General features: G+C 60.7%; 13 protein-coding genes. 5 read left to right on the forward strand and 8 right to left on the reverse strand.

Translation table 11 applies throughout. The annotated features are described in order from the left end of the window. Positions 1 to 117: 117 nt before the first annotated feature. Together J9889_RS01810 and J9889_RS01815 are read right to left on the reverse strand one after the other, a co-directional pair. A complete protein-coding gene (locus J9889_RS01810; RefSeq protein ID WP_210555875.1) occupies positions 118 to 972 on the reverse strand; it encodes a DnaA/Hda family protein in 855 nt (284 codons plus the stop codon). Between the two features lie 60 nt (positions 973 to 1,032). Continuing rightward, a complete protein-coding gene (locus J9889_RS01815; RefSeq protein WP_039041329.1) occupies positions 1,033 to 1,707 on the reverse strand; it encodes a DnaT-like ssDNA-binding domain-containing protein in 675 nt (224 codons plus the stop codon). A 275-nt stretch (positions 1,708 to 1,982) separates the two neighbouring features. Here J9889_RS01815 and J9889_RS01820 point away from each other — a divergent pair, with 275 nt between their 5' ends. Beyond that, complete coding sequence (locus J9889_RS01820; RefSeq protein WP_029314797.1) at positions 1,983 to 2,954, forward strand: response regulator; 972 nt, start codon at positions 1,983 to 1,985, stop codon at positions 2,952 to 2,954. Between the two features lie 70 nt (positions 2,955 to 3,024). On the opposite strand, the gene J9889_RS01825 is transcribed toward J9889_RS01820, so the two are convergent. The 3 genes from J9889_RS01825 to J9889_RS01835 form a co-directional block, all read right to left on the reverse strand. Next, the gene (locus tag J9889_RS01825; protein ID WP_210555876.1) at positions 3,025 to 4,422 is read right to left on the reverse strand and encodes a peptide MFS transporter; all 1,398 of its coding nucleotides are present in this window, start codon (positions 4,420 to 4,422) and stop codon (positions 3,025 to 3,027) included. A 213-nt stretch (positions 4,423 to 4,635) separates the two neighbouring features. Continuing rightward, positions 4,636 to 5,547, reverse strand: coding sequence for a UTP--glucose-1-phosphate uridylyltransferase GalU (gene galU, locus J9889_RS01830; RefSeq protein ID WP_010675542.1), 912 nt, complete (start codon positions 5,545 to 5,547; stop codon positions 4,636 to 4,638). Between the two features lie 94 nt (positions 5,548 to 5,641). Continuing rightward, entirely contained in the window at positions 5,642 to 5,959 is a 318-nt protein-coding gene (locus J9889_RS01835; protein ID WP_043156043.1) for a ComEA family DNA-binding protein, read from the reverse strand. A gap of 164 nt (positions 5,960 to 6,123) precedes the next feature. On the opposite strand from J9889_RS01835, the gene cysQ reads away from it, so the two are divergent. After that, positions 6,124 to 6,894, forward strand: coding sequence for a 3'(2'),5'-bisphosphate nucleotidase CysQ (gene cysQ / locus J9889_RS01840; RefSeq protein ID WP_039041322.1), 771 nt, complete (start codon positions 6,124 to 6,126; stop codon positions 6,892 to 6,894). A 63-nt stretch (positions 6,895 to 6,957) separates the two neighbouring features. On the opposite strand, the gene J9889_RS01845 is transcribed toward cysQ, so the two are convergent. The 3 genes from J9889_RS01845 to J9889_RS01855 all read right to left on the reverse strand — a co-directional run bounded on the left by J9889_RS01845 (position 6,958) and on the right by J9889_RS01855 (position 9,441). Continuing rightward, positions 6,958 to 7,254, reverse strand: a complete 297-nt coding sequence (locus J9889_RS01845; RefSeq protein WP_010675539.1) for a YciI family protein — start codon at positions 7,252 to 7,254, stop codon at positions 6,958 to 6,960. A 24-nt stretch (positions 7,255 to 7,278) separates the two neighbouring features. Continuing rightward, the gene (locus J9889_RS01850; protein WP_102949208.1) at positions 7,279 to 7,830 is read right to left on the reverse strand and encodes a septation protein A; all 552 of its coding nucleotides are present in this window, start codon (positions 7,828 to 7,830) and stop codon (positions 7,279 to 7,281) included. Between the two features lie 105 nt (positions 7,831 to 7,935). After that, positions 7,936 to 9,441 (reverse strand): aminotransferase class V-fold PLP-dependent enzyme, encoded by a 1,506-nt coding sequence (locus J9889_RS01855; protein WP_134997715.1) that lies wholly within the window; start codon positions 9,439 to 9,441, stop codon positions 7,936 to 7,938. 191 nt (positions 9,442 to 9,632) lie between these two features. On the opposite strand from J9889_RS01855, the gene J9889_RS01860 reads away from it, so the two are divergent. The 3 genes from J9889_RS01860 to J9889_RS01870 form a co-directional block, all read left to right on the forward strand. Next, the gene (locus J9889_RS01860; RefSeq protein ID WP_039041319.1) at positions 9,633 to 10,265 is read left to right on the forward strand and encodes a hemolysin III family protein; all 633 of its coding nucleotides are present in this window, start codon (positions 9,633 to 9,635) and stop codon (positions 10,263 to 10,265) included. 122 nt (positions 10,266 to 10,387) lie between these two features. Next, positions 10,388 to 12,049 (forward strand): putative transporter, encoded by a 1,662-nt coding sequence (locus J9889_RS01865; protein ID WP_010675535.1) that lies wholly within the window; start codon positions 10,388 to 10,390, stop codon positions 12,047 to 12,049. 222 nt (positions 12,050 to 12,271) lie between these two features. Beyond that, positions 12,272 to 14,352 (forward strand): retention module-containing protein (locus J9889_RS01870; protein WP_210555877.1); only part of this gene is annotated, 2,081 nt, incomplete at its 3' end.

Raw genomic sequence — 14,352 nt, forward strand, 5'->3', positions numbered from 1 at the left:
CTCGAACAAAAGAGCAAGCCTAGAGCCTGGATGGCTCTCTGTAAATGAGAGTGGTTTTTATTTGTGAGGTGCAGGGGATATGAAGGGCCGGACATCAGGGACGCCGGCCCGACGGGATCAACCGTTGTAATGGCCGATGCTGGGACGGCGGCTGGGTCCGCTCAGGTGGATGTCCACCGGATTGAACGCCTTGATCGCCTCATAGCTGAAATCACCGATGGCCTGATGCAGGCTCTGGGGGCTGTGGTTGGTGATGATGATGACGCTTTTGGACAGGTTGCGACGACGGCGCAGCAGGTGGCCGAGGAAGCTGGACTGACTCTCGGCCATCTTGGCACGGTTGGCCGCCACCTCGTCGATGATCAGCAGGTCCACCTCTTCCAGGGCGCGGCGGTACTGGTTGCGCTCCTCCTGATCCTGGATGACGTTGAAGAAGAGCCTGTCCACGATGGAGGCCCACTGCTGGAAGATCACCGACTTCTGGTGGCGCGCGATCAACTCGTGGGCCACGGCGCCCGCCAGGGTGGATTTGCCGGTGCCGTAATCGCCGTAGATCAGCATGCAGCCCCCGCCGCTCTTCTCCCAGTGCTCGAAACCGCTGATGAAGTAGCGGGCTGTCTCGATGGGGTATTGCAGGGCCGGGTCACCGGAATCCATCTTGTCGAAGATCCAGTCCGGATTGAGGTCGGCCTGGGCGATCAGCTTCTGGATCCGCTCCTGGCGGGCGGCCTTCTGCAATTCGCGTACTTCGGCATTGGCCTTGGTGTCGTACTCCTTGCGCAGGGTCTCGTAGTCGTACTGGCTGCCGCCGGTTGCGGCCCGCAGTCGGAGAATACGTTCCTGCAGGCTGCTGACGTGACGCTTGAGCTCGGGATCATGAGCCCGTTGCTCCTGTCTGGCCTTGGCGATTTTCTGGCGTTTGGCCTCGATCTCTTCCAGTGCCTGTCGCATCGGGTCGTGCGGATCTGTCATGGAATTCTCCTTCTGCTAGGGCTGTGGCTGGATGGGCGTGCACTTCGTGGCCGCCTGGTATCAATCATTCTCCGGCTCCTGAGCTTGTGCCAGCCGTTTGGCCTCATCGATCATCTCTTGCGCCCGGCGGCTCGGGCCAGCCTCTACCGGGGCTGGCGCGACCTGCTGGTACCCGGTGACCACGGTCGCCGGACGGCGGGCGTAGCGCCGACTCTTGAGGGCCCGAATAAATTTCAACATCCACTGGTGCTGGGAGTCGAACACCTCGGGGCGGCCGAGCCAATAGGCGATGAACTCCCCGAGATCCTCTTCGCTGTAGCTGGCATCGATCACCCCGCACAGGCGTGCGAGAGCAGGCAGTTCTTCGTCCGGACGCCACTGCAGGTGCATCTGGAACGGGCGTGCCGGCAGAGGGCTGCGCACCCGCTGGCTCAGCAACGGCAACTGGAAAGGGCACTGGTGGTAGTGCTCACTGTCAGCCTGGGCCTCGACCTGAAGCAGTTCGGCCTCCATCAGCTCGTCGAGCAGTTCGGTCAGCTGGCGAGCGTTGACCTGATAGCTGAAACCACCGGGATTGCCCGGATCGACGACAGCCAGTGCCCGGCCAAGCTCGGGATAGTTGAGTCGGGCCAGCCGATTTTCCAGCACCAAGCGGCGCAGTTGCAGGGTATAGAGGCTGCGGGCCGGATGGGAGAGTCTGGGATGGGCGAGGGCGCTGTATTCGGCTGGCGTCATGGTCTGCTTCACGATCTGGAGTGGAGGGCATTATCCCTCATGGCGGTGCCTCATACAATTCATGGTGCCGACCTGCGAGAGAACGGCTGCCGGGCGACGGTTGTCAATCATCTCTGCGCAAGGGGGCGATCAAAATAGTCGGACCATTTCAAACGCTTGGCAGATACCAAGGCCAGCCCGGCTCGCTGCTCGACAATATTGTGTGGCGGTATCCAGCGCCCATGATCTAGTCTTAATGCTCAAATAACCATTTGACTAATAAGAGCTTTGTCAAGATGTCAAAAGCCGGACTACGGATCTTGGTGGTAGAAGACGAAGCGGTTTTTCGCCACTCACTGGTATCTTATCTCGAGCACGACGGGGCCTGCGTCTTTCAGGCAGAAGACGGGATTGAGGGGCTCTCTGCCGCAGCGCTCTATCACCCCGATGTGGTGTTGTGTGATCTGAACATGCCGAACATGGATGGCCATGAGGTGATTGCCTGCCTCACCGCCCGCTATCCACAGGTGCCCGTCATCGTCATCTCCGGTCAGGATCAGATGGCTGCGATCGAGCGTGCGCTGCGGGCGGGGGCCAGGGACTTCTTCATCAAACCGGTGAATGACTATGAGCAGATCCGCCGCAGCATCGAGCAATGCCTGACAAACCTCGGGCATCAGAGCCAGCAACTGGAGCTGATGGAACACATCGACTTCTTCCGTGGCCACGATCTGGCGAGCAGCCGGCTGCTCGCCTGGTTGGCCCCCCCTGGCATGCAGGAGTGGGGGCCCTGGCAGGTCACCTTTGCCGGCATGGGCAATCTCTTCATCCCGGATACCTTCAAACTGGACGACAAGCTGCTGGTACTGGTGATGGAATTGCCCATCCTCGGTGTGGATGCGGCTTTCTGTGGTGCCTTGGTGCGATCCCTGATGAACGGCCCCTATCGCCAATACCAGCAACAGGAGAGCCTGCTGCTGACCCAGCCACACCGATTGCTGGATTACCTCAATCTGCAACTGCTAGAGTCGGGCCTGCGTCACTCCTTTGCCATGGCGGCCCTGCTGTTCGATCAGGAGGATGGGCTGCTTTTTGCAAATGCCGGGCTCACCTCACCTCACTGGTTGATGCGTGCAGGGGGGTTGCCGCTCGGCTTGATGCGCAGCAGTCGCTACACGTTGCACAGGCGAAGTTGGCACGAGCCCTTTGATCTGCAGTTTCGCAGTGACAGCGGCAGCGCCCTGACGATGCAGGTTCGTCACCACTGACGCTGTGAAGTGAACACATGCAAACAGGGCGCCCATGGGCGCCCTGTTTGGTCTCTGCTGTCCTGACCGGTCAAACGGTCGCGGACTGCAGTTTCTGCTCTTGTTCTTCGGGCTCTTTGGCCGGGCCTTCGGCACCGTGCATCCAGTAGACCAGGCGGTTGGCCATGGTCAGCAGGATGAGGGCGCTGATCACGGCGGCCAGTGCGATGCCACCGAAGATGGCCATGGCACCGGACTCGCCGACGAAGGAGCCGATGAAGCCGGCGGCATAGTTGGCCAGGGCCACGAAACCGAACCAGGCACCCATCATCAGGGAGGCCAGGCGCAGCGGAGCCAGCTTGGTCACCATGGAGAGACCGATGGGAGAGAGGCAGAGCTCGCCCAGGGTATGGAACAGGTAGGCACCGACCAGCCAGAACATGGAGGTCTTGACAGCCTGATCACCACCTTGCTCCAGCACGGCACCGATCATGAACAGGAAGCCGACGGCCAGGAACAGCAGGCCCATGGCGAATTTCACCGGGGAGTTCGGCTCTTTCTTGCCGAGCTTGATCCAGATGGCGGCCACGACAGGGGCCAGGGTGATGATGAAGAAGGGGTTCAGGGACTGGAACCAGGCTGTCGGCACTTCGAAGCTGCCGATCATGCGGTCGGTATACTCCTGGGCATACAGGTTCATCAGACCACCGGCCTGCTCGAAGCCGGCCCAGAAGATGATGGTAAACAGGCCCAGTACCAGGATCACCTTGATGCGATCCACTTCCTGTTTGGTCAGGGGCGCTTTTTGCTCCTTGGAGCGTTGCAGGGCGGCACGCTGGGCGGCGGGCACACGGCCGATGTCGCCAAGGAAACGCTGGGCCATGGTGGCCTGCACAACCAGGGAGAGCAGCATGCCGATACCGGCGCTGACGAAGGCGGCTTGCCAGCCATAGGCGGTGGCGGCGGCGCCGCAGATCACGCCGGCCAGCAGGGAGCCCAGGTTGATGCCCATGTAGAAGATGGTGAAGGCGCCGTCACGACGGTGATCCCCTTCTTTATACAGGTCACCCACCATGGTGGAGATGTTCGGTTTGAACAGGCCGTTGCCCACGATCAGCAAGCCAAGGCCGGCATAGAAGACGGTGTTGACCATGTCAGGGTACATGGCGTGAGGCAGTGCCAGGGTAAACTGGCCGGCGGCCATCAGCACGGCACCGAACAGGATGGCACGGCGCTGGCCCAGGAAGGTATCGGCGAGCCAGCCGCCGATGACGGGGGTGATGTAGACCAGACCGGTATAGATGCCGTACAGCTTGAGGGCGTCGGCCTGGGTCCAGCCCATGCCACCGTTGGCGGTCAGGTCGGTCAGATAGAGGACGAGCACGGCACGCATGCCGTAATAGGAGAATCTCTCCCACAGTTCGGTACTAAAGAGCAAAAAAAGCCCTTTAGGGTGACCTAAAAAGGTCCCTTTGGACGGGTTATTCATTGGAACTTCCACCTGTGTCTTATATTTTTTTAGAAATTTTATGCAAGGGCTAGGAACAAGCCTTAATCCTTATAGAACAAGCGACTTTAAATTACAATATTATGATTTAGCGATATTTTATCTATCAATGGTTGAATATTTGTTTATAAAATGAAAAAGGGCATCGAATGATGCCCAGTTTTTTATTCTGCTTATCTTGTAAATATTCAGAGATTACAGCTCTTTGGCAAACTGCTTCAGCCAGCTGGTGAATTCTTTGCTGAGTTCCCGATGGCGCACGGCGTATTCCACATTGGCCTTCATATAACCGAGCTTGCTGCCGCAATCGTGGCTGCGTCCCTTCATGAAGTAGGCATTGACCTGCTCCTTTTCCATCAGCATGGCGATGGCATCGGTCAGCTGGATCTCGTCGCCGGCGCCGGCCGGGGTTTTTTCCAGCAAGGGCCAGATATTGGCCGAGAGCACATAGCGACCGACCACGGCCAGGTTGGACGGGGCTTCATCCCGGGGCGGCTTCTCGACGATGGCCTGCATCGGCAGGGACATGCCTTCGCTCAGGGCTTCCCCCTTGATGTCGGCGATGCCGTATTTGTCCACTTCGCTCTCGGGGACGGCTTCCACCATGATCTGGCTGATCTGCTCCTCTTCGAACAGATGCACCATCTCCGCCAGGTTGTCCTGCTTCAGATCGCTGGCCACCTCGTCGATGAGCACATCCGGCAGCAGAACGGCGAAGGGTTGATCCCCGATGAGGGGGCGGGCACACAGTACTGCATGGCCCAGGCCTTTTGCTTCCCCTTGACGCACGTGCATGATGGTGACGTCTTTGGGACAGATGTGCTGAACCTCTTCCAGCAGTTGGCGCTTGACCCGCTTCTCCAGGGTCGCCTCCAGCTCGAAGCTTTTGTCGAAGTGGTTCTCGATGGAGTTCTTGCTTGAATGGGTCACCAGGATGATCTCCTTGATGCCGGCGGCGATGGCTTCGCGCACCACATACTGGATCAGCGGCTTGTCGACCACGGGCAGCATCTCCTTGGGGATGGCCTTGGTGGCGGGCAGCATGCGGGTACCCAGACCGGCAACGGGGAGAACGGCCTTGCGAACAACGAGCGGTGTCTTTTTCATGGAGTGAGTCCGAAGATACAAAGTGGGCTCATGATACCCGAAGAAAAATAGGGCAGCCACAGGCTGCCCTCGGGATGATAGGGATTCAAACCGGTTACTTGACGATAATCATGTCCCGGTTTGCTTCCAGCGTGGCAGGTCCGATGCCACTGACGTCCGCCAGTTGATCGACGGAGGTGAACTTGCCCTGCTTCTCCCTGTGGTCGATGATGGCCTGTGCCTTCTTCTCGCCAATGCCTTTCAGGGCGGTGAGCTCGCTGGCACTGGCGGTATTGAGATTGATCTTGCCGCTTTCCTTGACTTGGGTGGTGGCCACAGGCTTGGTCGCCGCCTTGTCGGCGGCCAGCAGAGGTTGGCTCAACAGGGGGAGGCAGCCCAGCAGCAGTGCGGCGATCAGGGTCTTCTTGTTCATATCGTCATGTCCTTATGTGGCGTTAGTGCCACATTTATCATTAGCTGTGTTGCGCCACTTTTTGTCTGTCAGTTTTGACACTGTATAAGTCAGTGCAAACGGCTATAAGCCGAAGATACTCACTCGGTTACACTGACCAACCCTTTGAGCGAGAACTCTTTTCCATGTATCTACCCGCCATTTCCGAACTGGAGCCCATCGCCCGCGCCGCCGGTGAGGCCATCATGTCCATCTACAGCCAGCCCTTTGCGGTGGAGTACAAGCAGGACGAGAGCCCGCTGACGGCTGCGGACAAGGGGGCCCACGAGGTGATCGTTCAGGCGCTGGCGCGTCTCACTCCCGATATCCCGGTGTTGTCGGAAGAGTCCTCCCCCGAGGTGATGGCTGCGCGACTCGGCTGGTCCCGCTACTGGCTGGTGGATCCTTTGGATGGCACCAAGGAGTTTGTCTCCCGCAACGGCGAGTTCACGGTGAATATCGCCCTGATTGAACAGGGGACCCCGCGCTGGGGGCTGGTCTATGCCCCGGTACTGGACAAGCTCTGGTATGGGGGCAAGGGGATTGGCGCCTGGCGTGTGGCCGATGGCAGGCACGAGACCATCCAGACCCGTCCTCATGACGCAGGGCAAGTGTGGCGCGTGGTGGGCAGTCGCAATCACCTGTCGCAGGAAACCCTCGAGTATCTGGCCCGTTTTGGCGAACTGGAGCGGGGCGAGATCGAGTTGGTTTCCATGGGCAGCTCTCTCAAGTTTTGCATCATTGCCGAGGGGGAGGCCGAGCTTTACCCGCGGCTCGCGCCGACCTGCGAGTGGGATACGGGGGCTGCTCAGGCGGTACTGGAAGGGGCGGGGGGCAGCGTCACCCAGCTCGATGGTTCGCCGCTTTGCTACAACAAGCCCGATATCCTCAATCCCTGGTTTGTGGCCAGGGCATGAGTCACCATCGGATACGAAAAGGCCGGACAGTGTCCGGCCTTTTTCTTGTCAGCCTCGATGGGCTCAGAAGACTTTCTTGAACGGTTTGATGGTCACTCTGGCGTAGACCCCTGCCGCAACATAGGGGTCCGCATCGGCCCAGGCCTGGGCGTCGGCCTGACTGGCAAAGTCGGCGATGACGGTGCTGCCGGTGAAGCCCGCATCGGCCGGATCCTCGGCATCGATGGCCGGGTTGGGGCCGGCCGTCAGCAGGCGGCCCTCATCCTGCAAGGCTTGCAGGCGGGCCAGGTGGGCAGGGCGTGCCAGCTTGCGCTGGGGCAGGCTGCCCGCGACATCTTCGGAGTAGATCAGATACCACATGGAACAATCCCTTTCTGGTTGCGGTTATTTTTTCTGTTCTGCGTTCTGCTCGGCCGGCATGTGGCGATAGAGATAGACGCCGCTGAGCAGGGTGAAGACCAGGGTCATGCCCAGCAGGCCGAACACCTTGAAGTTGACCCACATCTCCTGGGAGAGGTTGAAGGCCACGTAGAGGTTGAGCAGACCGCACAGGGTGAAGAAGCCGACCCAGCCGAGATTGACGTTGTCCCAGACCCGGTCGGGGGCTTGGAGCTCCTTGCCCAGCATCTGCTTGATGAGGTTCTTGCCAAAGCCATAGCGGCCGATGAGCAGGGCGAGGGCAAAGAGCACATTGATGACGGTCACCTTCCACTTGATAAAGGCATCGTTGTGGAAGAAGACGGTGAGGCCGCCGAAGAAACCGACCAGCACGAAGGTGAACAACTGCATCTTCTCGACCCGGCGATAGCGAAGCCAGCTGTACAGGAGTTGCAGGCCGGTGACGACCACCAGGGCGCCAGTGGCGGTGTAGATGTCGTAAAACTTGTAGACCGCGAAGAAGACGATCAGGGGGATGAACTCGATAAACTGCTTCATGCTGGGCTCTAACCTCAAAATTTCACTCAGTGTACCTGCCCGTCAGACAACGGCAAATGAATAAGACCGTCCATTCTGCAGGCAGTTCCTTCCCGGGGCGGCGGGTTACTCGAACAGCTGGCTGGCAATCTGGTTGCCAAGGCGCACCTGATCGTCCAGCAATGCGTGTATGTCCGCTTCCTCGATGAGAGGGTTGAGTAGGACGGCGCGCAGCAGCGTGAGCGGTTGCTCGCCATAGCGGGAGACTGCGCGCTGGGTGCGTGAGACGAAGCTGTGCCCTTCGGCGCGCTGGGCTTTTTGCAGGGCGACGTTGAAGAGATTGATCTGTTCGTTGGCCGCCACATCGGGCACCTGACCTTGCAGGTGGGGCGGAATGCATCGGTAGGAGAGCAGGTTCATGACAGGTGCCGACATCAGCTCGAAGGCGGGCCTGGCGTCGATGAGCGCGGCCATTCGCCTCGCCCTGTCGTAGTTGGCGTCGATGAGTTGGGCATAACCCTGCTGTCCCAGCATCTGGAAGGCGGCATCCAGATAGAGCGCGTTGGCGGGACGGGTCCCCTCCAGAGTGAAGCGACCCTGATCGAAGGAGGTGGCGCGGATGGCGTAGGGAGCCTCGCGCTTCACCGTCATCATCAGGTCCGGTTGGCGGCAGAGCAGCATGCCGGTACCGAGCGGGACCAGCAACTGCTTGTGGCCGTCAAGGGTGACGGTATCGGCGTGCTCTATCCCCGTAAGCAATCCCTGATAGCGGGGCGAGAAGAGGGTCGGACCACCCCAGGCCGCGTCCACGTGGAAGTGGATTTGCTCGCGCCGGGCGATGGCGGCCAGTTCCGGCAGCGGGTCGACGGAGCCAAAATCCGTGCTGCCAGCCACGCCGACCAGCGCCAGCACCTTGAGCTTCTGCTTCCTGCATTGTTGAAGGGCCTGTTCCAGCGCCGCCAGACTGAGCCGATTGTGCTCGTCTGTGTCGAGACGCCAGACGCTGCGAGCCCCGAGTCCCAGCAGATCCATCCCCTTGTCGAAGGAGTAGTGCATCAGCCGCGAGCCCAGAATGACGGCGCCGCGATAGCCCTGCTCGGCGAGGGCGAACAGGTTGTCGCCACAGGCCCGGTTGCGGGCCAGCCAGAGGGCGGTGACGTTGGCGATGGTACCGCCACTGGTCATGACACCGAGGGCTGCATCCTTGGCATGCATCTGGGCTGCATAGAAGGCGTCGCCCTCGCGGTAGACCAGACGGTGCAGCTTGGCCAGCACTTCCCGTTCCAGAAAGCTCAGCAGACGGGAGGACTCCATCTTCATCGGGTTCTGGTTGAGCATCACCAAGAGCCGGGAGAGCTCGGCGGTGAAGGCCGGCAGCGGTGCCGTCATGTGTCCCATGTAGCGGGGAGAGGTGAGGTGCGATGCCCCGGGTACCAGGGTGGCGAGCCGTGCCAGATAGTCCCGGGGAGAGATGCCGATGGCGGGCATGCACGACTGATCGAGCTGGTGGGTGAAGCTGCCCCGCTGATAGGGGGCCTGACTGTCGTCGGAATGATGGAAATGCTCCAGCAGGGCCGTCATGGCCTTGCCGAAATCAGGATCCGGTTGTGTAAACAGTTCAGTGAGCTTCATCGGGTTCTCCAGACCAGATTGTCGGGCAGACGCGGCCATCCGCATGGGCGGCGTCGGCGGCAGAGCATACACCAAAGGGGCGGGGGGCACAGCCATCTCTGGCCCTCCCTCTCCTCGCCCCTTTATTTTCAGCTAACACTTGTAGCCTGAAACGTCGGCCGCTAGAGTGGGCCGGTAATGGGTTGGAGGTAATGATGGATGTGACGGGGTACTCCCCACGGGAAGAGTGGGCGAATCGCCTCAGCCATGGGCTGGGGCTGCTGCTGGGCGGACTGGGACTGGTCTTGCTGCTGCACAAGGGGTGGGATCAGGGGCCCAGGGTACTGCTGAGCTACGGCGTCTACGGTGCCAGCCTGGTATTGCTCTATCTCGCCTCGACGCTCTATCACAGCGTGAGCTCGGTGGCTGCCAGACGCTGGAGCAAGCTGTTCGATCACTGCGCCATCTATCTGCTGATCGCTGGCACTTATACCCCCTTCCTGCTGGTGGCGCTCGATACGCCGCTGGCGCAAGGACTGATGGTGGTGATCTGGGGGCTGGCCCTGGCGGGGGTCGTGTTCAAGCTGATCTTCATCAATCGCTTCAAGAAGGTGTCGCTATTTACCTATCTGATGCTGGGCTGGTTGTCGTTGGTGGTCATCTACCAGCTCTATCTGCATCTGGATGGTACCGGGCTCCTGCTGCTGGGGCTGGGTGGTCTCATCTACAGCCTGGGAGTGATCTTCTATGTGGCCAAGCGCATTCCCTACAACCACGCCATCTGGCACCTGTTTGTGCTGGGTGGCAGTCTGTGCCACTTCATGGCCATTTATGGCTATATCTGATGGCTAACCCTTAATTGGTGTTTTTTGTGCTCATGAAAGCCTGAATTCGTGCGGCACCCCACAGTTGCCCCCTTCGTTTGCTGACAAGCTAGTGCCAGTTCAGTTTGGAAAGGATGCAAACGATGAGTGAGATCGCGCTTTCCATCAGCATGCTGTCGCTGGTGGCAGTGCTGGGGCTCTGGCTGGGAAACTGGCGGGTCTATGGCGTGGGTTTGGGTATCGGCGGGGTGCTGTTCGGCGGCATCATAGTGGGCCACTTCGCCGGCTTGTCCGGCTTGAAGCTGGATGAGCAAACACTTCATTTTATTCAGGAATTCGGCCTGATCCTGTTCGTCTACACCATAGGCATCCAGGTCGGTCCCGGCTTTTTCTCCTCCTTGCGCAGTTCGGGCCTCAAGCTCAATGGCTTCGCGGCCCTGCTGGTTCTGCTCGGCTGCCTGGTGGCGGCAGCGTTGCACCAGCTGTTCGATGTACCGCTGCCGGTGATCCTCGGAGTCTTTTCCGGGGCCGTGACCAATACCCCGTCCCTGGGGGCTGGCCAGCAGATCCTGGCGGAGCTCGGGGCGGATCCTGGATCCACCGGCCTGATGGGGATGGGCTATGCGGTGGCCTACCCGTTCGGGATCTGCGGCATCCTGCTCACCATGTGGCTCATCAGGATGTTCTTCCACATCAAGATCGAGGAGGAAGCGGTCGCTTTCGAGCAGCAGGCTGGCAAGACCAAGGAGAGTCTGCAAACCATCAACATTGCCGTGCGCAATCCCAATATGCACGGCCTGATGCTCCGCGAGATCCCGAGTCTGGACGAGGCGGACGTCATCTGTTCCCGCCTCAAGCGTGGCGACGAGCTGATGGTGCCAAAGCCCGACTCGCGCATCGAACTTGGCGACCTGCTGCACCTGGTGGGGGAGCGCCATGCCCTGCACAAGGTGTTGCTGGTGCTTGGAGAGGAGGTAGACACCTCCCTCTCCACCCGCGGCACCGATCTGCGGGTTGAGCGGGTGGTGGTCACCAATGAGCAGGTGCTCGGCAAGCGGATCCGCGATCTCGACATCAAGCAGAAATACGATGTGGTCATCTCGCGCCTGAATCGGGCCGGCATCGAGCTGGTGCCGACCAGTCAGACCAGTCTGCAGTTCGGTGACATCCTGAACCTGGTGGGGCGGCTCGATGCCATCGAGGCGGTCACCAGCGTGGTGGGCAACGTGCAGCAGAAACTGCAACAGGTGCAGATGCTGCCCGTCTTCATCGGCATCGGGTTGGGGGTATTGCTCGGATCCATTCCCTTCTACCTGCCGGGATTCCCGGCGGCGCTCAAGCTGGGGCTGGCAGGGGGACCGCTGGTGGTGGCGCTCATCCTGTCTCGTATCGGCAGCATCGGCAAGCTCTACTGGTTCATGCCGCCGAGCGCCAACCTGGCGCTGCGGGAAATAGGCATAGTGCTCTTCCTGGCGGTGGTGGGGTTCAAGTCCGGGGCTGGCTTCATCGACACCCTGATCAACGGCGACGGTCCCGCATGGATGATGTACGGTGTGGCAATCACCCTCATCCCGCTGCTGCTGGTGGGTGTGCTGGCACGCCATTATGGCAAGCTCAACTACCTCACGCTGTGCGGTCTGCTGGCCGGCTCGATGACGGATCCTCCCGCTCTGGCATTTGCCAACGGCATGCACCCCACCAGTGGTGCCAGCGCACTCTCTTACGCGACCGTCTACCCCCTGGTGATGTTCCTGCGGATCATCTCGCCCCAGCTGCTGGCCATCCTGCTCTGGGCCGGTGTCTGACACCTCACGAGACGGGAGCCGATGAGGCTCCCGTCTTCGTTTTGTCACAATTGATGCTATTGATTTAATTAATTTTATTCATCTTCGGCGTCCCTTCGTTTTCACCCCGAAACCCGGCTTCATTTCGGTCTGTTCATTCGATTTTTCTCACTGGTTTATGGCCTGATAAACAGGCACATTGGAGGCTGGAGCAATATGCCCTTCGATATTTCAGGAGAAACCATGAGCAATCAGCGCATCGTATTGGATCAGGATGTCGTCGTTACCCACTTGCAAGGCAAAATGTATCTGGTCGCCGCCGACGGGAGCCAGAGACTCGTTGCAGAAGGCGATGTACTGCCCAAGGATGCGGTATTGCTTGCGCCCGAAGGGGCCAGCTTCCAGGGAGGAGAGACCACGTTCACCCTGGGTTCCGGCGAGCGCCCCGAACAGGGTGACGCCGTGCTGGCGAACGCGGGGACACCCGATGACATCGCCGCCTTGCAGCAAGCGATTCTGGACGGAACCGACCCCACCAAGGCATTCGAAGCGTCGGCGGCGGGTGGAGCCCCGGCCGCAGGCAATGCGGGGGGCGTGGCTGGTGCCAGCGGCAACGGCGGTTTCGTCACCATCGATCGTACCGGTGATTCAACCATCTCCAGCGCAGGCTTTGACAGCGCGAACCCGGCTGGCGCGGCGCCGCTGGTGGATGCGCAAAGCAGCGAAGATGAGCTGGTCGACCTCACCGCTCCCGTCATCACCGTCTCTGCCCCCGACAACACCAACGATCGGACGCCGACCCTGACCGGTACCACGGATGCCCCCGCTGGCAGCACGGTGACCCTGGTGGTGACCGATGCCAACGGCAATCAGCAGACCCTGACCGCGACGGTGCAACCGGATGGCAGCTTCAGCGTGGATGTCACCACACCGCTGGCCGAAGGGGGCTATCAGGTGACGGCTTCCGTGACCGATCCGGCCGGCAACACCGGCACCGCGACCGATGATGGCAGCGTGGACACTACGGCCCCGACCGTGACGGTGAATGCACCGGACAATACCAATGACAACACCCCGACCATCACGGGTACCACGGACGCCGTCCCCGGCAGCACGGTGACCCTGACGGTGACCGATGCCAACGGCAATCAGCAGACTCTGACCGCCACGGTACAACCGGATGGCAGTTACAGCGCGGATGTCGTGACACCGTTGCCGGATGGGGGCTATGACGTGACGGCCAGCGTGACTGATCCTGCTGGCAACAGAGGCACGTCGAGCGACGATGGTAGTGTGGACACCACGGCGAACATCACGGTGAGCCTGGATGACGTGAACGCGGCCAATGTGGCCAACACGCCCATCAGCGGCACCTCCGATGTTGGCCCGGGTCGTACCGTGACCCTGGTGGTCAGCGATGCCACCGGTAAGAGCGTGACAGTCACTGCCGTCACCGATGCCGATGGCAACTACCAGACCAACGCCGATCTGAGCGGGCTGGCTGATGGCAACCTGACCGTGGTGGCCAGCGTTACCGACGCGGCGGGCAACCCGGCCAGCGCCACCGACGACACTATCTTGCTCGACACCACGCCACCGGATGCCAGCATCACCCTGGATGGCAACATCACCCCTGACGACGTGATCAACGCGGCCGAGTCCAAGCAGGACATCGCCGTGACCGGTCGTGTGGGTGGCGACGTGAAAGAGGGCGACACCGTCACCCTGACCGTCAATGGCAAGGCCTTCACCGGTCTGGTCTTGGCCGACAAGACTTTCAGCATCAATGTGCCGGGTAGCGACCTGGTGGCCGATGGGGACAAGGTGATCGACGCCAAGGTCACCACCACCGACGCGGCGGGCAACAGCACCACCGTGACCGATACCGAGGGTTACAGCGTCGACACCCAGGGTCCGAGCGTGGTGGTCGACATCGCCGACGACCAGCTGACCGTGGGCGAAACCAGCGACGTCACCTTCACCTTCAGCGAGAAGGTGACCGGGTTCGAGCTGGATGATCTGACCGTGGTGGGCGGCACCGTGACCGGGCTGACCACCTCCGATGGCGGCAAGACCTGGACCGCGACCTTCACTCCGGATGCGAACTTCACTGGCACCGCCAGCGTGACCGTGAAGGAGAACAGCTACACCGACCTGGCGGGCAACAAGGGGACCGGCGGCAGCGACAGCGCCACCATGGGCGACACCACCGCGACCGGCGCGCCGACCGTGGTCATCACCGAAGACGTGAACAACGACGGCACCATCAGCAACACCGAGATCAGCGGCAAGGTGGACGTGGCAGTGAGCCTGCCGGGCGATGC

The organism is Aeromonas sp. PrichA-15, assembly GCF_017939245.1.
GTDB classification, from domain to species: domain Bacteria; phylum Pseudomonadota; class Gammaproteobacteria; order Enterobacterales; family Aeromonadaceae; genus Aeromonas; species Aeromonas caviae.